The sequence below is a fragment of the Xanthomonas sp. NCPPB 1068 genome, assembly GCF_041479385.2.
Classification (GTDB): Bacteria; Pseudomonadota; Gammaproteobacteria; order Xanthomonadales; family Xanthomonadaceae; genus Xanthomonas; species Xanthomonas cannabis.
In genome coordinates this window covers 3,942,490-3,962,869 of record NZ_CM192986.1, presented here as the reverse complement: position 1 = coordinate 3,962,869, position 20,380 = coordinate 3,942,490, and the positions used below count along the sequence as shown (strand labels likewise).

Below are 20,380 nucleotides of genomic sequence, written 5' to 3'. Positions count from 1 at the left end.
CGGCAGTCCTGCCATGGCGGGGCGCTGTGCGTTGACTTGAGTGCGGATCTGGCGCGCATCGGTGCGATGCGAGAGGCGCAAGCGTACGCGTGAGAAGACCACGATCCTGGCGATGGACACGGCTCGCCATGCGGGTAGAGCAGCGAACGAGACGGCTACGTGCACCGCCAGGCGGGCGCGGCCGGTGCCCGAGATGGACAGCTATCTGTCGATTCCGGACCCTATATGCCGCCCGCACCACATGACGGCTGCTCGCGACATTTCGCTGGGCGCTCGTGAAACATATGTGCACCGTCGCGCCGCATGCGTGCCGCTACGGATGCTGCGCTTGGTCGCAGGCGAGACGGTCCAAACGCGCTGATGGACCGCATCATCGCCAGCAGTTGCGGTGAGATGCTTCGTCTGCGATCACGGCGTCTCTTGCGTGCCTTGCGTCAAGCACCCGTGCGCAGGATGTCTCGGCCGGATCGCGCACGCCACGTGGGTCTGTCAGGATACGTGTCGCTTATGCAGCGCGTCGACGAACTTCCAACGCGTACGGCATCACCGGTCGCGTTATCGCGGCAACCACATGCGCAGCGATTGAACGCGTGGCAAGCGACACGTCACTGTGCACCGCACGCAGGTTGACGCAGCCTGCGTGTGATCGCAGCGACACCCGGTATCCGACCCATGCACGGCTGCACTGCGACACGCATCATGTTGCGTTGCAGTGTCCTTGGCGTTGTCCTCGCGTGTCTTGATTGCAGCGTTTTGTCCTCTCTCGTGTGTCTCGCAACCGTTTGCGTGACTGCGCGTGCATATCGATGCATTGCCTAGATACAAGCGATTGCGATGCTCCTAGTATCGGTGGCGCGGAACTGAAAATTACAAACCTGAAAAGTACGTTCCGTAGTCGATAGACGAGGGATGTGCCGCTGCGCGGTGCATCGAACCCATTCGAGGGAGACATCCAAGATGAAGCCGAAATTATCAACGGCGGCCGCCGCGTCGCTGTTTGTCGGGTCGTTGCTGCTCACCGGCGTTGCCTATGCCGACCCTGCGCTGGAAGTGGCAACCACCGGGTGGGCAACGCAGAACGGTGGCACCAAGGGCGGTTCGAAAGCCGCCGCCGCCAACATCTACACGGTCAAGACTGCTGCGGAATTGAAGAACGCGCTCAAGGCCAGCGTGGGAAGCAACGGACGCATCATCAAGATCAGCGGCATCATCGATATCAGCGAAGGCAAGGCCTATACCACGACGGCCGATATGAAGAGCCGCGCACGTCTGGACATCCCGACCAAGACCACGCTGATCGGCATCACCAGCAACGCCGAGATCCGCGAAGGCTATTTCTACGTCAAGGCCAACGACGTCATCATCCGCAATATCACCATCGAAAATCCGTGGGACCCGCAGCCGGTGTGGGACCCGGATGATGGCAGTGCCGGCAACTGGAATTCCGAGTACGACGGCCTGACCGTGGAAGGCGCCACCAATGTGTGGGTGGACCATGTCACCTTCACCGATGGTCGCCGCACCGACGACCAGAACGGCACCGCCAATGGCCGCCCCAAGCAGCACCACGACGGCGCGATGGACGTCAAGAAAGGCGCCAACTTCGTGACCATCTCGTACTCGGCGTTCAAGTCGCACGAGAAGAACGACTTGATCGGTTCCAGCGACAGCGCTTCCAGTACCGATAGCGGCAAGCTCAAGGTCACCATCCACAACACCTTGTTCGAAAACATCTCCGCGCGTGCGCCGCGGGTGCGCTTTGGCCAGGTGCATCTGTACAACAACTACCACGTGGGCAGCACCAGCCATAAGGTGTACCCGTTCTCGCACGCACATGGCGTGGGCAAGGAGTCGAAGATCTTCTCCGAGCGCAATGTGTTCGACATCAGTGGCGTGAGCAGCTGCGACAAGATCGCCGCCGACTACGGCGGCAGCGTGTACCGCGACCAGGGCTCGCTGCTCAACGGCAAGGCACTGAGCTGCTCGTGGAACAGCAACATCGGCTGGACCCCGCCCTACACCTACAGCCTGTTGTCGGCCGACAAGGTCGCCGCCGACGTCAAGGCAAAAGCAGGCGCCGGCAAGCTGTAAGCGATCGCACCTTCGACATGACGTGCCACATGCAGTGCGCGACGTCGCGTGCTGCATGTGCTGCGGAGTCATTCCAAAAACGCAGGTGCAATATGTGCGAAATGTACTGTTAAAAAATGTACATACGCATTAGCATCGGACGGGCTCGCTAGGGGACTGGCCTGATGGCCTGGGCGAGCGCACGGGGAGCACACCGCATGGCGGTGTGCCATGCACCACTCATTCAAGAGATTTGATCACCATGTCGAAAGCATCGACTGTTGTGGGACGTACCGTTGTGGGCGTCATGTTGAGCGCCACGTTGTTGTCGACCACGGCCCACGCCGCCGACCCTGCGCTGGAGGTTGCCACCACTGGTTGGGCCACCCAGAACGGTGGTACCAAGGGCGGTTCCAAGGCAGCGGCCGCGAACATCTACACCGTCAGCACCGCAGCACAATTGAAGGCCGCATTGAAGGCCAGCGTCGGCAGCAACGGGCGCATCATCAAGGTCAAGGGTGTCATCGACATCAGCGAAGGCAAGCCCTACACCAAGACCTCGGACATGAAGACGCGTGCGCGCCTGGACATCCCGACCAAGACCACCTTGATCGGCGTCGGCACCAATGCGGAAATTCGCGAGGGCTATTTCTACGTCAAGGCCAACGACGTCATCGTGCGTAACCTCACCATCGAAAATCCGTGGGATCCGGAGCCGAAGTGGGATGCCGACGATGGCGACAAGGGCAACTGGAATTCCGAGTACGATGGCCTGACCGTGGAAGGCGCCACCAATGTGTGGGTGGACCATGTCACCTTCACCGATGGTCGCCGCACCGACGACCAGAACGGCACCGCCAACGGCCGCCCCAAGCAGCACCACGACGGCGCGATGGACGTCAAGAAAGGCGCCAACTTCGTGACCATCTCGTACTCGGCGTTCAAGTCGCATGAGAAGAACGACTTGATCGGTTCCAGCGACAGCGCTTCCAGCACCGATAGCGGCAAGCTCAAGGTCACCATCCACAACACCTTGTTCGAGAACATCTCCGCGCGTGCGCCGCGGGTGCGCTTCGGCCAGGTGCATCTGTACAACAACTACCACGTGGGTAGCACCAGCCATAAGGTGTACCCGTTCTCGCACGCACATGGCGTGGGCAAGGAATCGAAGATCTTCTCCGAGAACAATGCCTTCGACATCAGCGGTGTGAGCAGCTGCGACAAGATCGCTGCCGACTACAAGGGCAGCGTGTACCGCGACCAGGGCTCGCTGCTCAATGGCAAGGCGCTGAGCTGCTCATGGAACAGCAACATCGGCTGGAAGCCGCCGTACACCTACAACCTGCTGTCTGCCAACAAGGTCGCTGCAGACGTCAAGGCCAAGGCCGGTGCCGGCAAGCTGTAACCAGGTGCAGGCAACGCTGTGATGGCTGCAACGCCGAACAGCAACACCCAACGCCCGCAACACTGCGGGCGTTGGTCATTGTGAGCCTGGGTATTCGCTACGACACGCTGCGCACTGGCGCAGCGCAGCCATTCAGCCCCATCGCCGCCTTGTCTGCTGGCCGACGCGTCCTCAGTCCTGCGCAGCGTTGCTCGGGCCCTGGCCCGGCGCGCAGACCGGCTTCTGGCGTTTGTCCACCAGCTTGCCCATCAGGCGATCGCTGAGCGGGAGCATGTCGCCGTTGAGTTGCCAGTCGTAGATCACGCTGAAGGCCAGCACGCGCGCAACATAGTCGCGGGTTTCCTTGTAGCTGATGGTCTCGATCCAGAAGTCCGGCTCGAAGCCGGGGCGCTGCGATAGCCAACGGCCGGTCGGGGCGGGGCCGGCATTGTAGGCGGCGATGGTGAGATAGGGCAGGCCGTAGGTGTTGAGCAACTGACGCAGGTAGGCGGTGCCGATGGCGATATTGGTGTCCGGCTCGTACAGGCTGGCGGCACCGGCATAGCCGGGCAGGGCGATCCCCTTGGCCACCGCCGCGCCGGTGCCCGGCAATACCTGCATCAGGCCCATCGCATTGGCGGGCGAGCGCGCGCGCGGATTGAAGATGCTCTCGGCACGGATCTCCGCGGCCACCCAGGCCGGGTCGATCGCATTCTTGGCGGCTTCGCGACGAATGCTGTCGTCGTGATGCAGCGGGAAGCGCAGCGAATACAGCCGCTGCTCGTCCGGTTGCTTGCCAAGTGCAAACACCGCGCGGTCGAACCAGCCGTTGTCACTGGCCACTTCCACGGCCAGACGGCGCTGGGTGTCATCGAAGCGGCTGGCGGCATCGTTCCATTCGGCCACCGCCCAGCCGGGGCGGTCGATCTGGAACAGGGCGATCGCGCGCATCAATGCGGGATCGCGTGCCACCGCGGCCTTCGCCTGCGGGCTGTCCTTGGGCTCCCATGGGCATAGCCGATACGGTTGCTGCAGCCGGTCGGCCGCCAGGAAGCCGTGAAAGGTGGGCGACTGCGCCGCTGCGCGATACAGCGGCTGGGCAGCGGCGGCCGCGCCGGTCTTTTCGGTGAGGCGCGCTTCGAAATACTGCCAGCGCGAGTCGGCGCGTTGGCTGGCCGGCATCTTGCGGATTGCGGCCAACGCCGCGGGCCAGTCGCCACGCGCCATCGCCTCTCGCGCGCGCCATTCGTGCAGGCGTTCGTCATAGGCGCCGTCGGGCACCGCGTTGAGCCGGCGCGCCGAGTCCGGCAGGTAGGAGGCGACTGTCCAGAGCGCGATCTGATACAGCACCTGGCCGCGTTGTGCGTCGCTGAAATCCAGCGCGCTGGCCAGCGGCGGCAACTGTTGTTCGGCAGCATCGGGGTCGCTCTTGGCGAGCTTGGCCAGGCCATCGACGGCGATGCGGCGGCTGCGTTCGGTCCTGGGCCAACCCAGTGCACGCGGGTGGACCTTGTCGAGAAAGGCAGCGTAATCGGTTGCCAGTGCCAGATCAGCCGCCGGCAAGCCGCGCGCCGCGGTACGCATCACCGCAGGCAGCTGCGCATCGGCGGCGGCTTCCACGCGCTCCCAGCGCAGCGCCGGGGTCAGATCGCCGCGCGCATCCAGGGCGGCGATGACGGGTTCGCAGGCATCGGGCAGGGCCTTGCCGTTGCGCCACAGCCCCAGCGCGTCGCGGCTCCACTGCGCGTCCATCCGTCCGGTGGCCTGCCGCGCAGTGAGGTGTGCGCAGCGCAGGCCGGTATTGTCGGTGTTCTTCCAATTGGCCAGCAGCGTGGTCCAGTCCTGACGCCGTGCCACTGCCGGCAGCCAGGTGCTGCGGAAGCTCTCGGCCACCGGCTGGCCGGCGTAGCGCTGCAGAAAGCTCTGCGCCTGCGCGTTCGAGACGGTGTCGATGCTGCGCTTGAGGGTGGCGAACTCCAGCCAGCCATACAGCGGATGGCGGTTCAAGGCAGTGAGCTGGGCGGGATCGGACTGGCCGCGCTCTGCCGCGGCGATGGCGTCGCGCATCGCGGTCAGCTGGGGATCGAGGATTTGCGCATGCAAGGCGGTGCTGCCAAGGCACAGCAGGCCGGCGAGGAGAGCGGCGAAACGGGGGGCAGAAGTCATCGCGCGATGATACCGAAGCAGGGCTGGGCACCTGAGTGAACGCACGAGACAATCATGTCGGCGAACCATGCAGCCCTGACCATGATCCCCACGCTGTGGCCGCAGCGCGGCGTCATGGCGATCGCCCAATCGCCATGACGCGGAATGTGCAGGCGCTGGCGCCAGGCCCAGTCCCAGGCCGGCCCCGAACGCGACACGCATCGCAGTGCTGCACCGCCAGATTGCGATGCGTTAAGGTTTCGTTTACAAGTTGGAGCGGGACCGCAGGGCACGGGGGCGTGCGGACACTTTGAAGAATCCTTCCGGAGAGAGAAAGGATGAAGCGTCTGATTTGCCCGTCGCGGTCGCGCCTGGCCGTGCAGTTGTCGTTGTGTTTGATTCCCACACTCGCCTGGGCGCAACAGCCCGAGGCCGCACCCGGCACGCGCACGCTCGATAGCGTGCAGGTCACCGGTACCCGCATCAAGACGGCCGAGCTGCAAGGCCAGGTGCCGATCCAGACGCTCAACCGCGCCGATATCGAGCGCACCGGCCTGACCTCGATCGGCGAGGTGCTGCAGGAGCTCACCGCGTCCGGTTCGGCGCTCAACGCCAAGTTCAATTCGTCCGGCAATTTCGGCTTTCCGCCCGATGGGGGCGGGGTGGGCGCGGGCTCGGCGCAGGTGGATCTGCGCCATCTCGGCTCCAAGCGCGTGCTGGTGCTGGTCGATGGCATCCGCTGGGTCAACGAATCCTCGGCGTCCGGCGTGGGATCGTCGACCGACCTCAACACCATTCCGCTGGCGATCGTGGAGCGCATCGAAGTGCTCGAAGACGGCGCCTCGTCGTTGTACGGCTCCGACGCGATCGCCGGCGTGGTCAACATCATCACCCGGCGCACCTTCGATGGCGCGCAGGTCACGCTCAACTACGGCCAGTACGGCAAGGGCGATGGCGCCAACCAGGGCGTGGATCTGGCCTGGGGCACCAGTGGCGAGGATTTCAGCCTGTTTTTGGGCGCCAGCTACGTCAAGCAGGATCCGATCTATGCGCGTGACCGTGCGCAGGCGCGCTTCCCGATCCCCGGCACCGGGCTGACCTTCGGCAGCTCGGCCACGCCGGACGGGCGCTTCCAGTTCGTCGACCCGAACACCGGTGTGCGCCAGAACCTCACCCCCAATGCCGGTGTGGGCACGCCGCAATACGATGGCAGCGCCGGTTGCACGCGCAGCGATGATTACCACTGCTTCGGCACCGCCGATCGCTACAACTTTGCCGAACAGAACCTGCTGCTGACGCCGTCCGAGCGCAAGGGCGTGTTTGCGCAGTTCCGCTATTACTTCAACGACGATGTGCAGTGGTACGTCAAGGCGTTGGGCAATCGCCGCGAGTCGACCAACCAGGCCGCACCGGAGCCGATCTTTCTCGGCCCCGATGCAGGCACCGGCAATCCGCTGGCCGACAACATCCGGATCTCGGCGCTCAATCCGTTCAATCCGTTCGGCTTCGATCTGGATTCGGCCACCAATCTGATCCAGATCGGCCGGCGCCCGGTGGAAGGCGGGCCGCGGCGCTACCAGCAGCAGGTGGATACGCAATACGTCGGCACCGGGCTGGTGGGCACCTTCGAGGGCGCCGCGCGGACCTGGTTCTGGGACGTCAACGGCATGTACAGCAAGAACAAGGCCGAGCAGACCAATTACGGCAGCTACAACCTGTTCAACATCAATCTGGCGCTCGGCGACCCGGCTGCATGCGCGGCAGTGGCCGGCTGCGTGCCGCTTGATATCTTCAGCGGCGCCGGCAGCATCACGCCGGACATGTTGCGCTGGATCCAGCCGGTGGTACGCGACCGCAGCCAGAACGAATTGAGCCTGTTCACCGCCAACCTCAGCAGCGAACTGTTCCAGTTGCCCGGCGGCGCGGTGTCGTTTGCCACCGGCTACGAATACCGCAAGTACGAAGGCGCGTATCAGCCCGATCCGCTGACCGTGGCCGGGCGCTACAACGGCGTGCCGTCGTTGCCCACCTCCGGAAGCTACGACGTCAACGAGGCCTATCTCGAACTCAACATCCCGATCTTCGCCAACTCCTCGCTGGGCGACAAACTCGATCTGAACATCGCCGGGCGCTATTCGGATTACTCCACCTTCGGTGGCGAGTTCACGCCCAAGTACGGCCTGCGTTGGCAGGTGACCGATGAGCTGGTGTTGCGCACCAGTTACGCCGAAGGTTTCCGTGCGCCCACCATCGGCGAGCTGTTCGGTTCGGCCGCACGCGCCGACCTGCAGCTGTCGGACCCCTGCTCGATCGGCCTGGGCGGCACCGCACCGCGTGGCAGCGCCGCCAACTGCGCCGCACTGGGCGTGCCGGGCGGGTACCAGCAGGCCAATCAGCAGATCTCGGTGACCACCGGCGGCAATGAACAGCTGGACCCGGAACGCTCACGCAGCTTCAGTGCCGGCTTCGTCTTCAGCCCCGGCTTTGCCAGCAACGCTAGCTGGTCGGATCGGCTCGATCTGGAAGCCACGTTCTATCGCCACCATGTGGACGGTGCGATCCAGGCGATCAACGCGCAGACCCAGCTGGATCTGTGCGTGGATACACTGGACGCGCTGTATTGCGACGGCATTGCACGCGCCTCCACCGGCGGCATCAATGCGTTCAACAACCGCCTGACCAACCTGGGCTCGATCAAGACCGACGGTTGGGACGTGGACGTGTTCTGGACATTGCCGGAAACCGCGTTCGGCCGCTTCAAGCTGTCGTGGCAGAACACCTTCGTGGGCCGCTACGAGGCGCTTGGCGCAGCGGGCCAGCGCCAGCCGCAGGGGCCGGGCATCGAAGTGGTCGACAGCGCGATTCCCGAGTGGACCAGCAACGCCGTGCTGGATTGGTCGCTGGGTAACTGGACGGCGTCGTGGACGGCGCGGCACATCTCCAAGCTCACCGAGCAGTGCGGCGATGCGGTGGAGTTTGCGGTGTGTGGCAATCCGGCCGAAGGCACCAATCAGCTGGATGCAATCACCTATCACGATGCGCAGATCGGGTATCGCGTCGATTGGCTCAAGGGCCTGCAGCTCACGGCCGGCTTGAACAACGTGTTCGACAAGGACCCACCGATCTGCCTGTCGTGCTCCCTCAACGGCTATGATGCCTCCACCTACGACATTCCCGGCGGGCGTTTCTGGTACGCGCGCGTGGACCTGAAGTTCTAGGGGGCGACCAGACGCCGCGTGGTTCTCAGGGAGGCCCACGTGTGCTGACATGCAACGGCGGTCATGCACAGGCATGATCGCCGTTGCGCCTTGCTCCTGGCATCGGGCCTGGGAGCCGGCCGCCAGGCGTCATATCGATGGACGGAGCGCTGCCGTGCAGTGGTTCGACGGACCGGCGGCAACGGCCGCTTTAAAGGGTTGCTATCGGGCGATAGTCGGGCAAGGCAATCCTGTTTGAATCGCGTGCGAAGCCGTCAGTGATGAGACGGCTAACAATCGGCATGCCTGCCACGCGCATCGCCCCACGCAATAGCGTCAGCCCGGCTGCGGAGTGCGGCCACAACAGGCGCGGCACGAGCTTGGGAATGTTCTGACCTTCCTTGACGAACGGGCGCATGATCCGTTCGTAGCGCATGCACGCGTGCATCGGCGAGACGGCCTGGGCAAGTTCGCCTGCCAGCACGTAGCTGCCGACCAACGCCAGCGTCGTGCCGATGCCCGACAGCGAGGTGGGGCACCAGGCGGCATCGCCCGTCAGCACCACCCGGCCGGTGGACCACCGCGGCATGTGCACCTGGCGCAACACATCGAAATAGAAATCGTCGACGTCCCGCATCGCGGCGAGAATGCGTGGAAATTCCCAGCCATCGTTGGCGAACCGGGTTTCGATGAAGCGCCGCTGCCGCTCCGGCGTCCAGGCGTTCTCGCCTCCGGGCTTTTTTTGTATGCCCAGGTAAGCGCCAAGCTTGCCGTCGAGTGCGGGTTTGAGCGTTGCGCCGCGTCCGCCCACCGTGTTGTATTGCCTGGCATAGGCACTGTCGTGCGATTGCCGGGGGATGCTGAAATACGCAAGGGTCAGGTCCATCCAGCGCGGCACGTTCTCGCCGGGAAACACCTGCTCGCGGGTGTGCGACCCAACGCCTTCGGCGACGATGACCGCGTCGTAGTGGGCGCATCGACCACTGTGGAAGGTGATCTCGACACCGGCCTGGTCCTGGGCGACACCGCACACGCTGTCGCCGAAGCGATAGGCCACGCGTTCGCACGAGGCCTCGTACAACATGCGCGCAAGGTCGCCGCGACGGATTTCCAGGTCGGCGGTGGGGCCGCTGTCGGTGTCTGATGCGTCTGCCTTGAACCGCGCAATGACGCGATCGTCTGCGTCCACCCAGTCGGTGCCGAGCTCCCTGGTGCTGCGTTCGAATGCGCGGGCTTCCAGTCCCATGCGGCGCAGCACGTCGCGCGCACTGCCCCGGACATCGACGTTCTGGCCGCCGTCGCGAAACGCCGGTGCGCGTTCGACCACCTCCACCTCGACCCCGTACGCGTCGAGCCACCACGCAGCGGTGGTCCCGGCGACGCTGGCGCCTGTAATGAGTATCCGGCGGGACATGCGACCACTCCTGCAGTGAATTTACATCACGCATGATACGTAAATATCATGCGTGATGCTATTCGCCGGCAGCGGATTCCAGGTTGGCGATGAGCCGGCCGAGAAGCGCCGTCAGCAGGCCGGCGTCCTTGCCGGAAAATCCCGAGACGCCGAGTGCATTGACATCGAGCAGGACGGTGCGCCCGGTTGCGGCGGCGTCTTGCCCTGCCGCGGTCAAGCGAACGGTGGCGGCGCGCTTGTCGGTCGACGATGCTTCGCGTGCGATCAGCGCCATCGCTTCAAGCTTGTCCAGCAACGCGGCCATCGCCGGCTGCTTCACCGCGGACTCGCGCACCAGGTCCCGCTGCAGCATCGGGCCCTTCCAGGACAACAGCAGTAATGGCCCGATCAGCGCAAGCGTCAGTCCATGCTCGCGCAGGCGGGCATCGACCAGACGATTGAAGACGCGCGCGGCATGGTTGGCCAGATAGCCGGGCGCGATGGCGGCTTCCGGGTGGATGTCCGAGGTCATGCGCAAAGCATAGCCCACGTGTGCCGGGCTAGGTGCTTGCGTCAATGGCGCTGCGGCCAGCTTGCAGGCAGCAGTACCGTTGACGATGAAGTGGCGCCCGGTGCTGCCGCCGAGCGCCTGCAACGCGACGCGTCGCTGCCGATGCGCGTGGTGCCCGGCGCGCTCGCGCTTACAGTTTCAATCAAGCGCTAGGCTCAACGGCGCACCGGCGCATCGCCTGCGATGTAATAGTCGGCCGTGCTGCGCGGCAAGGGAGTGCGCCCCCGCATGCGGTCGGCGATCTTCTCGGCGATCATGATGGTGGTCGCATTGAGGTTGCCGGTGATGATGCGCGGCATGATGGACGCGTCGATCACGCGCAGGCCTTCCATGCCGTGCACGCGGCCCTGCCCATCGACCACGGCCATGTCGTCGGTGCCCATCGCACACGAACACGACGGGTGGTAGGCGGTTTCCGCACGCGCGCGGACGAAGGCATCCAGTTCCGCATCGGTCCTGCAATCGGCGCTCGGGCTGATTTCGCGGCCGCGGTACGCATCGAGCGCGCGCTGGGCGATGATCTCGCGGGTGATACGGATCGCGTCGCGGAATTCCTGCCAGTCCTGGTCGGTGGATTGGTAATTGAACAGGATGGACGGATGCTGATGCGGATCGCGCGACTTGGCATGCACGCGTCCGCGGCTGGGCGTGCGCATCGAGCCGACATGCGCCTGGAAGCCGTGCTCCTTCACCGCATTGCTGCCGTTGTAATTGATGGCGACGGGGAGGAAGTGGTACTGGATGTTGGGCCAGTCGAACTCATCGCGCGTGCGGATGAAGCCGCCGGCTTCGAACTGATTGCTGGCACCGGTGCCGGTGCCGGCGAACAGCCATTCGGCGCCGATCGCAGGCTGGTTCCACCATTGCAAGGCCGGGTACAGCGACACCGGCTTGGTGCACGCGTACTGGATGTAGACCTCCAGATGGTCCTGCAGATTCTGGCCCACGCCTGGCAGGTCGTGCACCAGCTGTACGTCGAGTGCACGCAGCAGATCGGGCGCGCCCACGCCGGAGCGCTGCAACAGTTGCGGCGATGCGATCGCGCCGGCGCACACCAGCACTTCGCGGCGGGCATGCGCATCGATGCCTTCGCTGCTGTTGCCGACCAGGTAATGCACGCCGATGGCGCGCTTGCCGGCAAACAGGATGCGGTCGGTGGTGGCGTGGGTGACGATGTGCAGGCCATCGCGCGGCTTGGCCATGTCCAGGTAACCGCGCGCAGTGCTGGCGCGGCGGCCGCGCGGGGTAACGGTGCGGTCCATCGGCCCGAAGCCTTCCTGCTGATAGCCGTTGAGATCGTCGGTGCGTGGGTAGCCCGCCTGGACGCCTGCCTCGACCATGGCATGGAACAACACGTTGTTGTCGTTCTTCGGCGTTGCCACGCTTACCGGGCCCTCGCCGCCGTGGTAATCGTTGGCGCCGATGTCGCGCGTTTCTGCCTTGCGGAAGTACGGCAGCACATCGCGGTAGCTCCAGTCCTCCAGGCCGGGGCGCCTGGCCCAATGGTCGAAGTCCAGCGCGTTGCCGCGGATGTAGCACATGCCGTTGATCAGCGAGGAGCCACCCAGGCCCTTGCCGCGCCCGCACTCCATCCGCCGGTTGTCCATGTACGGTTCCGGCTCGGTCTCGTAGGCCCAGTTGTAGCGGCGGCCCTGCAGCGGAAATGCCAGCGCTGCGGGCATCTGGGTGCGGAAGTCCAGGCGGTAGTCCGGCCCGCCCGCTTCGAGCAACAGCACGGTCACGCCCGGGTCTTCGGTCAGGCGCGCGGCCAGCACGTTACCGGCCGAACCTGCGCCGATGATGATGTAGTCGTATTCGCGTTGCATGGTGGTCTCCTGAAGCATCTGCGGTGCAGCGGCAGTCGAGGTGCTGCGCAGGTGTGCGGGCTTGCCGCGGCGACGTGTAGCCACGCCCCGCGCCTGGTTGGCAGGAGGCAGCCGCCGAGCGACTGCGACCTGGGGCGAACCCCTCAGAACACCGAGGCGTAGCGTTCCAGCTCGACCTGGACCGATTTGGTACGCGTATACGCCTGCAAGGTGGCCAGGCCGTTCTCGCGCCCCACGCCGGATTGCTTGTAGCCGCCCACCGGCATCGGTGCGGGCGATTCGCCCCAAGTGTTGATCCAGCAGATGCCCGCTTCCAGGCGATGGATCAGCCGGTGCGCACGGACCAGATCCGGGGTGACCACGCCGGCCGCCAGGCCATAGCTGGTGGCATTGGCGCGTGTGATCGCTTCGTCCTCGTCGTCGTAGGTGAGCAGGCTCAGCACCGGCCCGAAGATTTCTTCGCGCACGATGGCCATCACGTCGGTGCAATCGCTGAAGATGGTCGGGGCCACGTAATAGCCCTGCGCCAGCGCACCATCGCGCAGGCGCTCGCCGCCGCACAGCAGGCGTGCACCCTCGGCCTTGCCCTGTTCGATGTAGTCGAGCACCCGCTGCATGTGCGTCGCACTGACCAATGGGCCGAAGGTGGTGCGCGTATCCAGCGGGTCGCCGATATGGATGCGTTGCACGCGCGCCAGCAGCCGCGCTTCGAAGGCGTTGCGCAGCGCGCGCGGCACGAACACGCGGGTGCCGTTGGTGCACACCTGCCCGGAGCTGTAGAAGTTGGCCATCATCGCGATGTCGGCGGCCAGATCCAGGTCGGCATCGGCACACACGATCAACGGCGACTTGCCGCCCAGTTCCATGGTCACGTCCTTCAGCGACGAACTCGATGCGCTGGCCATCACCTTGCGGCCGGTGGCGGTACCGCCGGTGAAGCTGATCTTTTCGATCTGCGGGTGTTCGGTGAGCGCGGTGCCCACGCTGGCGCCATCGCCGGGCAGCACGTTGAACACGCCATCGGGCAGGCCGGCTTCGGTGAACAGCTCGGCAAGCTTGAGTGCGGTGAGCGGGGTGACTTCGCTGGGCTTGAAGATCATCGCGTTACCGGCCGCCAGCGCGGGTGCGGCCTTCCACAGCGCGATCTGGATCGGGTAATTCCACGCGCCGATGGCGCCCACCACGCCCAGCGGCTCGTGCCGCGTATAGAAAAAACTGCCCTCGCGCAGCGGCACCTGCGCACCCTGCAGTGCGTGCGCCACACCGGCGTAGTACTCCAGCACGTCGGCGCCGGTGACGACGTCCACGCTGCGGGTTTCGCTCAGCGGTTTGCCGGTGTTGAGCGTTTCCAGCTCGGCCAGCGCATCGTTGCGCTCGCGCAGCAATGCCACCGCGCGCAGCAGGATGCGCGAGCGCTCCACCGTGGTCAGTGCTGCCCATTCGTGCTGGCCGGCCCTGGCGCTGTCGACGGCGGCATCCAGGTCGTCGGCACCGGCATTGTGCACGTTGGCCAGCACCTCGCCGGTGGCTGGGTTGACCACTTCGAACGTGTGGCCGCCGCGGGCGGGAACATGACGGCCGCCGATGTACAGCAACTGGTCGGGAAAACGTGGCATGACAAACCTCCTGGGGGACAGGCGCCGTAGTGCTGCAACTCAGCGGGTGAGGTGCAGGAACTGCAGGTGACGCTCGTATTGATCGATGATGTCGTTGATGATCTGCTCGCGGCTGTAACCGACCAGGTCGTAATCCTGGCTGCCTTCGTACAGATACACTTCAGCGCGGTAATAGCGCTGGTTGCGCAGGCGCTGTGCGGCAAACGACGGAGTGAGATACCCGCGCAGGACCACCTGGTAGCGGAAACCCTGCTGCTCGCCATGATCGACGCTGATGTCCATGTCGCCGTCGTCGATGCGGCTGCTGACGTTCCAGCCTTCTTCCTGCAGCTGTGCGGTCACCGCCTCGATGGCTGGGCGCACCTGGTCGCGCATGAAGCGATAGACCTCGTCGCGCGCCGGGAAATGCATGGCCTGGCCCAGGCGTTGGCGCCAGCCGCCATGATGGCGCGATTGCCCGATCAACGGACTGGGGCTATGCAGCTGCGCACGTTTGCGCTGCGATTCCTCGCTGAGCGCGCGCGACAGCCCCCACGCCATCAACAGCAACACCGCCGAGAACGGCAACGATGCCAGCACCACCGCCGATTTCAGCGCGTCCATGCTGCCGGCCAGCAACAGGCCTGCGGTGACCACGGCAGTGAGCACGCCCCAGAACACGCGCAGCCAGCGCGGCCCGTCGTCGTGCGGTTCGCCGCCATGCGAGGACAGCGTGGACAACACCACCGTGCCGGAATCGGCCGAGGTCACGAAGAATACGAAGCTGATCGCCACGGTCACCGTGATCACCGTGCGGCTCCACGGGTAACTCTGCAGCAGCGAATACAACACCGTTTCAGGGGCGTCGATGGCCTGCTGTGCCCATGCTGCCTGGCCATGGTGCAGAAGCTGATCCAGTGCGCTATTGCCGAAGATCGACAGCCACGCCAGCGTGAAACCGAGCGGTATCAACAGCACGCCCAGCACGAACTCGCGAATGGTGCGCCCGCGCGAAATGCGCGCGATGAACAAGCCCACGAATGGCGCCCAGCCGATCCACCAGGCCCAGTAGAACACCGTCCAGTTGCCCAGCCAGTCGGCGCGGCCGCCATAGGCATATACATCGAAACTCTTGCCGACCACGCTGCCCAGGTAGTCGCCCAGGTTCTGCATCAAGGCATTGAGCAGGTACTGCGTGGGGCCGGCAAACAGCATGAACAGCAACAGCGCGATCGCCAGCAGCATGTTGATGTCCGACATCCAGCGCACGCCTTTTTCCACGCCGGAGACCGCGACAATGATTGCCGCGCCCATCATTGCCGCGATCAGCGCGACCTGCACCCAGTGCGCATGCGGCACGTCCATCAAGGTGCCCAGGCCGGCGTTGAGGTGCAGCACGCCAAAACCCATGTCCGCGCCCAGGCCGAACACGGTGGCCACGATGCCCAGTGCGTCCACGGTGTAACCGATCGGCCCGTTGATACGCTTGCCGATCAGCGGATACAGCGCCGAGCGCAACGCCAGCGGCAGATTGTGGCGGAAGGCGAAATAGGCCAGCGCCATCGCGGCGAGTGCGAACACGCCCCAGCCATGCAGGCCCCAGTGCAGGAACAGCAACTGCATGGCCTGCCGGGCGGATGTTTCGCCGTTGCCGGTGCCGCCCTGGGGCGGCTGCAGATAATGGGTGAGCGGTTCGGAGACGCAGAAGAAGAACAGCGTGATGCTGATGCCGGCCGCGAACAACATGCCGGCCCAGGAGAGATAACTGAATTCCGGTTCGTCGTGATCGGCACCGAGCTTGATGTTGCCGTAGCTGGACAAGGCCACGCCCAGCACGAACACCAGGTACACCGTCATTGCCAGCAGGTAGTACCAGCCGACATTGCGCGAGGCCCAGGTCTGCGCATCCAGCAGCACGCGGCCTGATTCAAGCGGAAACAACGACACCAGCACGGCGAACGTGCACACGACCGTGGCCGCCAGCACGAACACCGGGCGCAGGGTACGCACCGGCTGGGTGTGCGGCGCTGTCGCACTCATGGCAACGCACTCATACGATGCGTATCACGTGATGTGCTCCCAACAAAAAACCGCCTGCGTTATCGCACAGACGGTGTCGAGGGGGTGTCATCGGTCGAGTTCGCCAGTGCGAACCCGTTGGCAGCTTGCGTGCGCTAGCGCAGCAGCTGCAGTGGCACGCGGATATCCATGCCAACCGCTAGATGATCCGAAAACGCTGCCGGTATGGCTTCGGTGTGTTCGATCACCAGGCTGTCGCTGACCAGGATATGGTCGATCGCCCGGTCCGGCCGCCAGCTCGGGAAGGTATGCACCACGCAACTTGGCGGCTGCAGGCGCGTGTGGCGGTAAAGGGCCTGCATTTCCGGCCGGTCGGCCACGCAGTTGAAGTCGCCCATCAGCATGGCGTTGGGATGCTCGGACAGGAGCTCGGCGATGAAGGCCAGTTGCGCCATGCGCGAATTGGCGCCCAGCGACAGATGCGCCACCGCCACCGCAAGCCCCTCGCGGCCCTGCCCGAACTTGGCCAGCAGGATGCCGCGCCCGCCGATGCGGCCGGGCAAGGCATGGTCCTGCACTTCCAGCGGTTCGAGCTTGCTGAGCAGGCCGTTGGCGCTGGAGGCCACTCCACCCATGCGGCGGTTGGGTTGGTGGCTCCAGTAATGGAAGCCGGCGCGTTCGGCCAGGTAGTGGGTCTGGTTGGTGAAGCCCGAGCGCAGGCTGCCCGGGTCGGCTTCCTGCAGGCCGACGATGTCGCGTTCGCCGGCCAGCTTGGCGATGCTGTCCAGGCTGGTGCGCTTTGCTCCCAGCGGCAGCGCATGCGACCAGCTGCGGGTCACGTAATCGCTGTAGCGGCGGGTGCTGGAGCCGGCCTGGATATTGGCGGTCAGCACCCGCAGGGTGCGCGAGTCCGAAGCGTTCACGGCGTTGTGGTCGTCCGGCTCACTTGGCCAGCGTGGCGCGTTCGCGCGCGATCAGGTGATCGGCGATGCGCAGCATGTCCGGGAAGCTCTGGCCCTTGACCAGGTACTTGCCGTTGACGATCAGCGACGGCGTGCCGGTGATCTTGCTGCGGGTGGCGAACTGCTTGGCGCGGTTGGTCTTGGCCGAGACGCCGAAGCTGCTCATGGTGTCGATGAAGGTCTTGGAGTCCACGCCGTACTTGGCGTAGAACGCGGCGATGTCCTGCACCGAGTCCTTGCCGCGCTCGCCCTTCAGGCTCTGGTCGACATGGATGGCCTTGTACAGCGCTTCGTGGGTCTTTTCCTGCACGCCCAGCGTTTCGGCGGCGTAGAAGGCGCGCGCGTAGTCATCCCACGGACCACCGAACATCGCCGGCACGTAGACGAAATGCACGTCCGACGGCAGCCCGGCCTTCCACGGCCCGATCAGCGGCTGGAACGCGTTGCAGGCCGGGCAGACATAGCCGAACACCTCCGCCACTTCGATCTTGCCGGCGGCCTGCTGGTAAGGCTGGCCACCGTCGATGTCCAGATAATCGGTGCCGGCGACCGGCTCCGGGCCATTCGGCGCGCGCGGGGCGGCGCTGGATGCGGCCGGTGGCGGGGTGGTGGCGCTTTCGCCCACCGCTGGCGGGGCGGCCGGGTCGGCGGCCGGTGTGGCAGCGGCCGGAGCGGGCGCCGTCTCGGCCGCCGGCGTGGTGGCGGCGGGCGCAGTGTCGGACGAGCCGTCCTGGGCCTTGCAGGCGACCAGGATCGGCAGCAGCGCCATCAGCGTCAGGGCGAAGCGGGTCTTCATCGGATTGGATCTCCAGCGTGGGGCGAGGAAAGGGCCGGACGGCCGCGGGGCGCATGATGCCACGGGCGGCTGTCGGTGGCGGTTACGCGGTTCAGCGCTTGGCAGGCGCGGCATGTTCGCGGGCGATCAGGTAGTCGGCCACGCGCAGCATGTCCGGATAATTGCGCGCGCCGATCAGATAGCGGCCGTTGACGATGAGGGCCGGTGTGCCGGGCAGCTTGCTGCGCAGGGCGAACTCGCGTGCGGCCTTGAGCCTGGCGTCCACCGCCTCGCTCTTGAAGGTGTCGACGAAGCGTTGCTGCGGCACGCCGTAGTCGGCATAGAACACGGCCAGTTCGTCTGCGGACACGTTCTGGGTCGGCACGCTCTGCTTTTCATGGATGGCATCGAACATCGCACGGTGGCTGCGCTTGGCCACGCCCAGGAGGTCGGCGGCGAAATAGGCCCGCGCAAACGCATCCCAGAACCCGCCGAAGGCCGCCGGCACCGGGGTGAAGCGCACATACGCGGGCTGCTTGGCGGCCCAGGCCTCCAGCGTGGGTTCGAAGTGCGCGCAATGCGGGCAGGTGTAGCCGAACACCTCGACCACTTCGACCTTGCCGGCCAGCGGTGCATACGGCTGGCCGCCGTCGATCAGGGTGTAGTCCTCGCCTTCGACCGGTGGCGCCGTCTTGTCGGCGGCGCAGGCCGCCAGCGGTACCAGGATCAACAACAGCAGGGACAGGCGGGAAAGCAGATTCATGCGGGCTCCGTGGGGCGAGGGGGAGAGCGGGAAACGACGACGCCGGTCTCGGGACCGGCGTCGTGACACGGTGGGGCAGGTGCGACCGTCAGCTCATGAGCGTGCCGGGGTGCCGGCGGGCATCTGGGCGGCGGCCGCATCGTCGGCGCGGTCGTGCAGACCTTGCAGATAACTGGCCAGCGCCTGGATCTCCTGCTCGGTCAGCGGGTGCGCTACCTGCGCCATGATATTGAACAGCGCCGGATTGCGCTCCTGGGTGGTGCCGGCCTGGTATTCCTTCAGGCGCCGCGCCACGTACTCGGCATGCTGGCCGCCCAGGCGCGGGTAGGCCGGGCCGGGATTGCCGCCGCCGGACGGGCCATGGCAGGCCATGCAGGCCGGTACGCCGCGCGCGATGTCGCCGCCGCGGTAGAGCTTTTCGCCGACCTCGTAGAACTTCATGCCCTGGTACGGGCCCTCGGCAATGGCCGCATCGTCGGCCACCCCGGCGGCGGACTTCTGGGTGGCGAAGTAGGCCCCCAGGTCGCGCATGTCCTGCGCCGTGAGGTCCTTGACGAACGGCACCATGACCGCCGACATGCCGGTGTTGCGTTCGCCGCTGGCGATCAGCGCGACTTGATGCGCCACGTAGCGCTCGGTCTGGCCGGCGATGCGCGGGTACATCGCCACCGCCGGGTTGCCGTCCGGGCCGTGGCAGGCCGCGCAGGCCGCCGCCTTGGCCTGGCCGGCCTTGGCATCGCCCCAGGTGGTCTTGGCCAGATCCACCTCCAGCGGCGCAACGCGCACGGGCGGCGGATCGGGGATCGGCGTGACCGCCGACTGCGCAAATGCCACGGCCGCGATGACCGGCACGGCGAGGGTGGCGAGGACTAGCACACGAGCATGGCGCATCAGCTAAAGCTCCGTATGGACCCGGCCCGCGCGCGTTGGGTGCTGGCTGTGGCAGGCGTGCTTCGATTATCGACACGCCTTTGCGCCAGGGTCAACGAACAGTGCAGCAAAACCGGCAGAGCCCGAACGTGCGATCCTAGGGGGATGTCGCTCCTTATCGAACAAGCCCGCTACCACCTGTCCGCCCACAACGCCCGGCAATTGCCCGACGATGGCGGTTACGAGGTGGCCTTCGCCGGCCGCTCCAACGCCGGAAAATCCAGCGCGCTCAATGCGCTGACCCGCCAGAATTCGCTGGCGCGCGTGTCCAAGACCCCTGGCCGCACCCAGCAGCTGGTGTTCTTCCAGATCCAGCCCGAGCGCTACCTGGTGGACCTGCCCGGCTACGGCTACGCCAAGGTGCCGCAGGACCTGCAGGCGCACTGGCAGGCCTTCATCGACCGCTATTTCCGCACCCGCGAGGCGCTGCGCGGGCTGGTGGTGGTGATGGACATCCGCCACCCGCTCAAGGATTACGACCTGCAGATGCTCGGCTATGCCGCCGAACGCGGCCTGCCCGCGCACGGTTTGCTGACCAAGGCCGACAAGCTCGGCCGTGGCCAGCAGATGCAGACGCTGCAGAAGGTCAAGAAGGAAGTGACCTCGCGCTTCGGCGACAGCGTGACCGTGCAGACCTACTCGGGCGAATCGCGCCAGGGCGTGGATGAACTGCGCGGGATTGTCGGTGGCTGGCTGGGGCTGGATGTGGAAACGCCCGCCGCCGAGTGATGCCCGGCGGCCGTGACGGCT

Annotated in this window: 14 protein-coding genes; 4 read left to right on the top strand and 10 right to left on the bottom strand. The window is 65.5% G+C overall.

Annotated features, from left to right (window positions below; genetic code table 11):
- The first annotated feature begins 957 nt into the window (after positions 1 to 957).
- Both ACCQ12_RS16705 and ACCQ12_RS16700 read left to right on the top strand, forming a co-directional pair.
- Positions 958 to 2,091, top strand: coding sequence for a pectate lyase family protein (locus ACCQ12_RS16705; RefSeq protein WP_039412517.1), 1,134 nt, complete (start codon positions 958 to 960; stop codon positions 2,089 to 2,091).
- A gap of 286 nt (positions 2,092 to 2,377) precedes the next feature.
- On the top strand, positions 2,378 to 3,475 hold the full coding sequence (locus ACCQ12_RS16700; RefSeq protein ID WP_228314561.1) for a pectate lyase family protein: 1,098 nt from the start codon (positions 2,378 to 2,380) through the stop codon (positions 3,473 to 3,475).
- Between the two features lie 171 nt (positions 3,476 to 3,646).
- Here the strand turns inward: ACCQ12_RS16700 and ACCQ12_RS16695 are convergent, their stop codons facing one another.
- Positions 3,647 to 5,620, bottom strand: coding sequence for a transglycosylase SLT domain-containing protein (locus ACCQ12_RS16695; RefSeq protein ID WP_372382280.1), 1,974 nt, complete (start codon positions 5,618 to 5,620; stop codon positions 3,647 to 3,649).
- A 317-nt stretch (positions 5,621 to 5,937) separates the two neighbouring features.
- On the opposite strand from ACCQ12_RS16695, the gene ACCQ12_RS16690 reads away from it, so the two are divergent.
- Positions 5,938 to 8,817, top strand: a complete 2,880-nt coding sequence (locus tag ACCQ12_RS16690) for a TonB-dependent receptor (protein ID WP_047694996.1) — start codon at positions 5,938 to 5,940, stop codon at positions 8,815 to 8,817.
- A gap of 190 nt (positions 8,818 to 9,007) precedes the next feature.
- On the opposite strand, the gene ACCQ12_RS16685 is transcribed toward ACCQ12_RS16690, so the two are convergent.
- The 9 genes from ACCQ12_RS16685 to ACCQ12_RS16645 all read right to left on the bottom strand — a co-directional run bounded on the left by ACCQ12_RS16685 (position 9,008) and on the right by ACCQ12_RS16645 (position 19,591).
- Entirely contained in the window at positions 9,008 to 10,210 is a 1,203-nt protein-coding gene (locus ACCQ12_RS16685) for an FAD-dependent monooxygenase (protein WP_372382279.1), read from the bottom strand.
- Between the two features lie 58 nt (positions 10,211 to 10,268).
- Entirely contained in the window at positions 10,269 to 10,721 is a 453-nt protein-coding gene (locus ACCQ12_RS16680; RefSeq protein ID WP_047695012.1) for a MarR family winged helix-turn-helix transcriptional regulator, read from the bottom strand.
- Positions 10,722 to 10,915: 194 nt separating this feature from the next.
- Positions 10,916 to 12,586 carry a choline dehydrogenase gene (gene betA / locus ACCQ12_RS16675; protein WP_372383647.1) on the bottom strand — a complete coding sequence of 557 codons (1,671 nt, stop codon included), beginning with the start codon at positions 12,584 to 12,586 and terminating at the stop codon, positions 10,916 to 10,918.
- Positions 12,587 to 12,729: 143 nt separating this feature from the next.
- The gene (betB, locus tag ACCQ12_RS16670) at positions 12,730 to 14,202 is read right to left on the bottom strand and encodes a betaine-aldehyde dehydrogenase (protein WP_372382278.1); all 1,473 of its coding nucleotides are present in this window, start codon (positions 14,200 to 14,202) and stop codon (positions 12,730 to 12,732) included.
- Positions 14,203 to 14,241: 39 nt separating this feature from the next.
- Positions 14,242 to 16,221: a choline BCCT transporter BetT gene (gene betT / locus ACCQ12_RS16665; protein ID WP_104581642.1), complete on the bottom strand. Its 1,980-nt coding sequence runs from the start codon at positions 16,219 to 16,221 to the stop codon at positions 14,242 to 14,244.
- A gap of 134 nt (positions 16,222 to 16,355) precedes the next feature.
- Complete coding sequence (locus ACCQ12_RS16660) at positions 16,356 to 17,093, bottom strand: endonuclease/exonuclease/phosphatase family protein (RefSeq protein ID WP_047694993.1); 738 nt, start codon at positions 17,091 to 17,093, stop codon at positions 16,356 to 16,358.
- Positions 17,094 to 17,142: 49 nt separating this feature from the next.
- Positions 17,143 to 17,958 carry a thiol:disulfide interchange protein DsbA/DsbL gene (locus ACCQ12_RS16655; protein ID WP_372382277.1) on the bottom strand — a complete coding sequence of 272 codons (816 nt, stop codon included), beginning with the start codon at positions 17,956 to 17,958 and terminating at the stop codon, positions 17,143 to 17,145.
- Positions 17,959 to 18,049: 91 nt separating this feature from the next.
- A complete protein-coding gene (locus ACCQ12_RS16650) occupies positions 18,050 to 18,700 on the bottom strand; it encodes a thiol:disulfide interchange protein DsbA/DsbL (RefSeq protein ID WP_372382276.1) in 651 nt (216 codons plus the stop codon).
- 93 nt (positions 18,701 to 18,793) lie between these two features.
- Positions 18,794 to 19,591, bottom strand: coding sequence for a c-type cytochrome (locus tag ACCQ12_RS16645; protein WP_039411918.1), 798 nt, complete (start codon positions 19,589 to 19,591; stop codon positions 18,794 to 18,796).
- Positions 19,592 to 19,735: 144 nt separating this feature from the next.
- On the opposite strand from ACCQ12_RS16645, the gene yihA reads away from it, so the two are divergent.
- Complete coding sequence (gene yihA, locus ACCQ12_RS16640; RefSeq protein ID WP_039411921.1) at positions 19,736 to 20,359, top strand: ribosome biogenesis GTP-binding protein YihA/YsxC; 624 nt, start codon at positions 19,736 to 19,738, stop codon at positions 20,357 to 20,359.
- The last annotated feature ends 21 nt before the right edge of the window (positions 20,360 to 20,380 follow it).

Coding starts and splice junctions, on each gene's coding strand:
- ACCQ12_RS16705 (WP_039412517.1), top strand. CDS start 958: ATGAAGCCGAAATTATCAACGGCGGCCGCCGCGTCGCTGTTTGTCGGG.
- ACCQ12_RS16650 (WP_372382276.1), bottom strand. CDS start 18,700: ATGAATCTGCTTTCCCGCCTGTCCCTGCTGTTGTTGATCCTGGTACCG.
- ACCQ12_RS16655 (WP_372382277.1), bottom strand. CDS start 17,958: ATGAAGACCCGCTTCGCCCTGACGCTGATGGCGCTGCTGCCGATCCTG.
- ACCQ12_RS16695 (WP_372382280.1), bottom strand. CDS start 5,620: ATGACTTCTGCCCCCCGTTTCGCCGCTCTCCTCGCCGGCCTGCTGTGC.
- yihA (WP_039411921.1), top strand. CDS start 19,736: ATGTCGCTCCTTATCGAACAAGCCCGCTACCACCTGTCCGCCCACAAC.
- ACCQ12_RS16690 (WP_047694996.1), top strand. CDS start 5,938: ATGAAGCGTCTGATTTGCCCGTCGCGGTCGCGCCTGGCCGTGCAGTTG.
- betT (WP_104581642.1), bottom strand. CDS start 16,221: ATGAGTGCGACAGCGCCGCACACCCAGCCGGTGCGTACCCTGCGCCCG.
- ACCQ12_RS16700 (WP_228314561.1), top strand. CDS start 2,378: ATGTTGAGCGCCACGTTGTTGTCGACCACGGCCCACGCCGCCGACCCT.
- ACCQ12_RS16685 (WP_372382279.1), bottom strand. CDS start 10,210: ATGTCCCGCCGGATACTCATTACAGGCGCCAGCGTCGCCGGGACCACC.
- betB (WP_372382278.1), bottom strand. CDS start 14,202: ATGCCACGTTTTCCCGACCAGTTGCTGTACATCGGCGGCCGTCATGTT.
- ACCQ12_RS16645 (WP_039411918.1), bottom strand. CDS start 19,591: ATGCGCCATGCTCGTGTGCTAGTCCTCGCCACCCTCGCCGTGCCGGTC.
- betA (WP_372383647.1), bottom strand. CDS start 12,586: ATGCAACGCGAATACGACTACATCATCATCGGCGCAGGTTCGGCCGGT.
- ACCQ12_RS16680 (WP_047695012.1), bottom strand. CDS start 10,721: ATGACCTCGGACATCCACCCGGAAGCCGCCATCGCGCCCGGCTATCTG.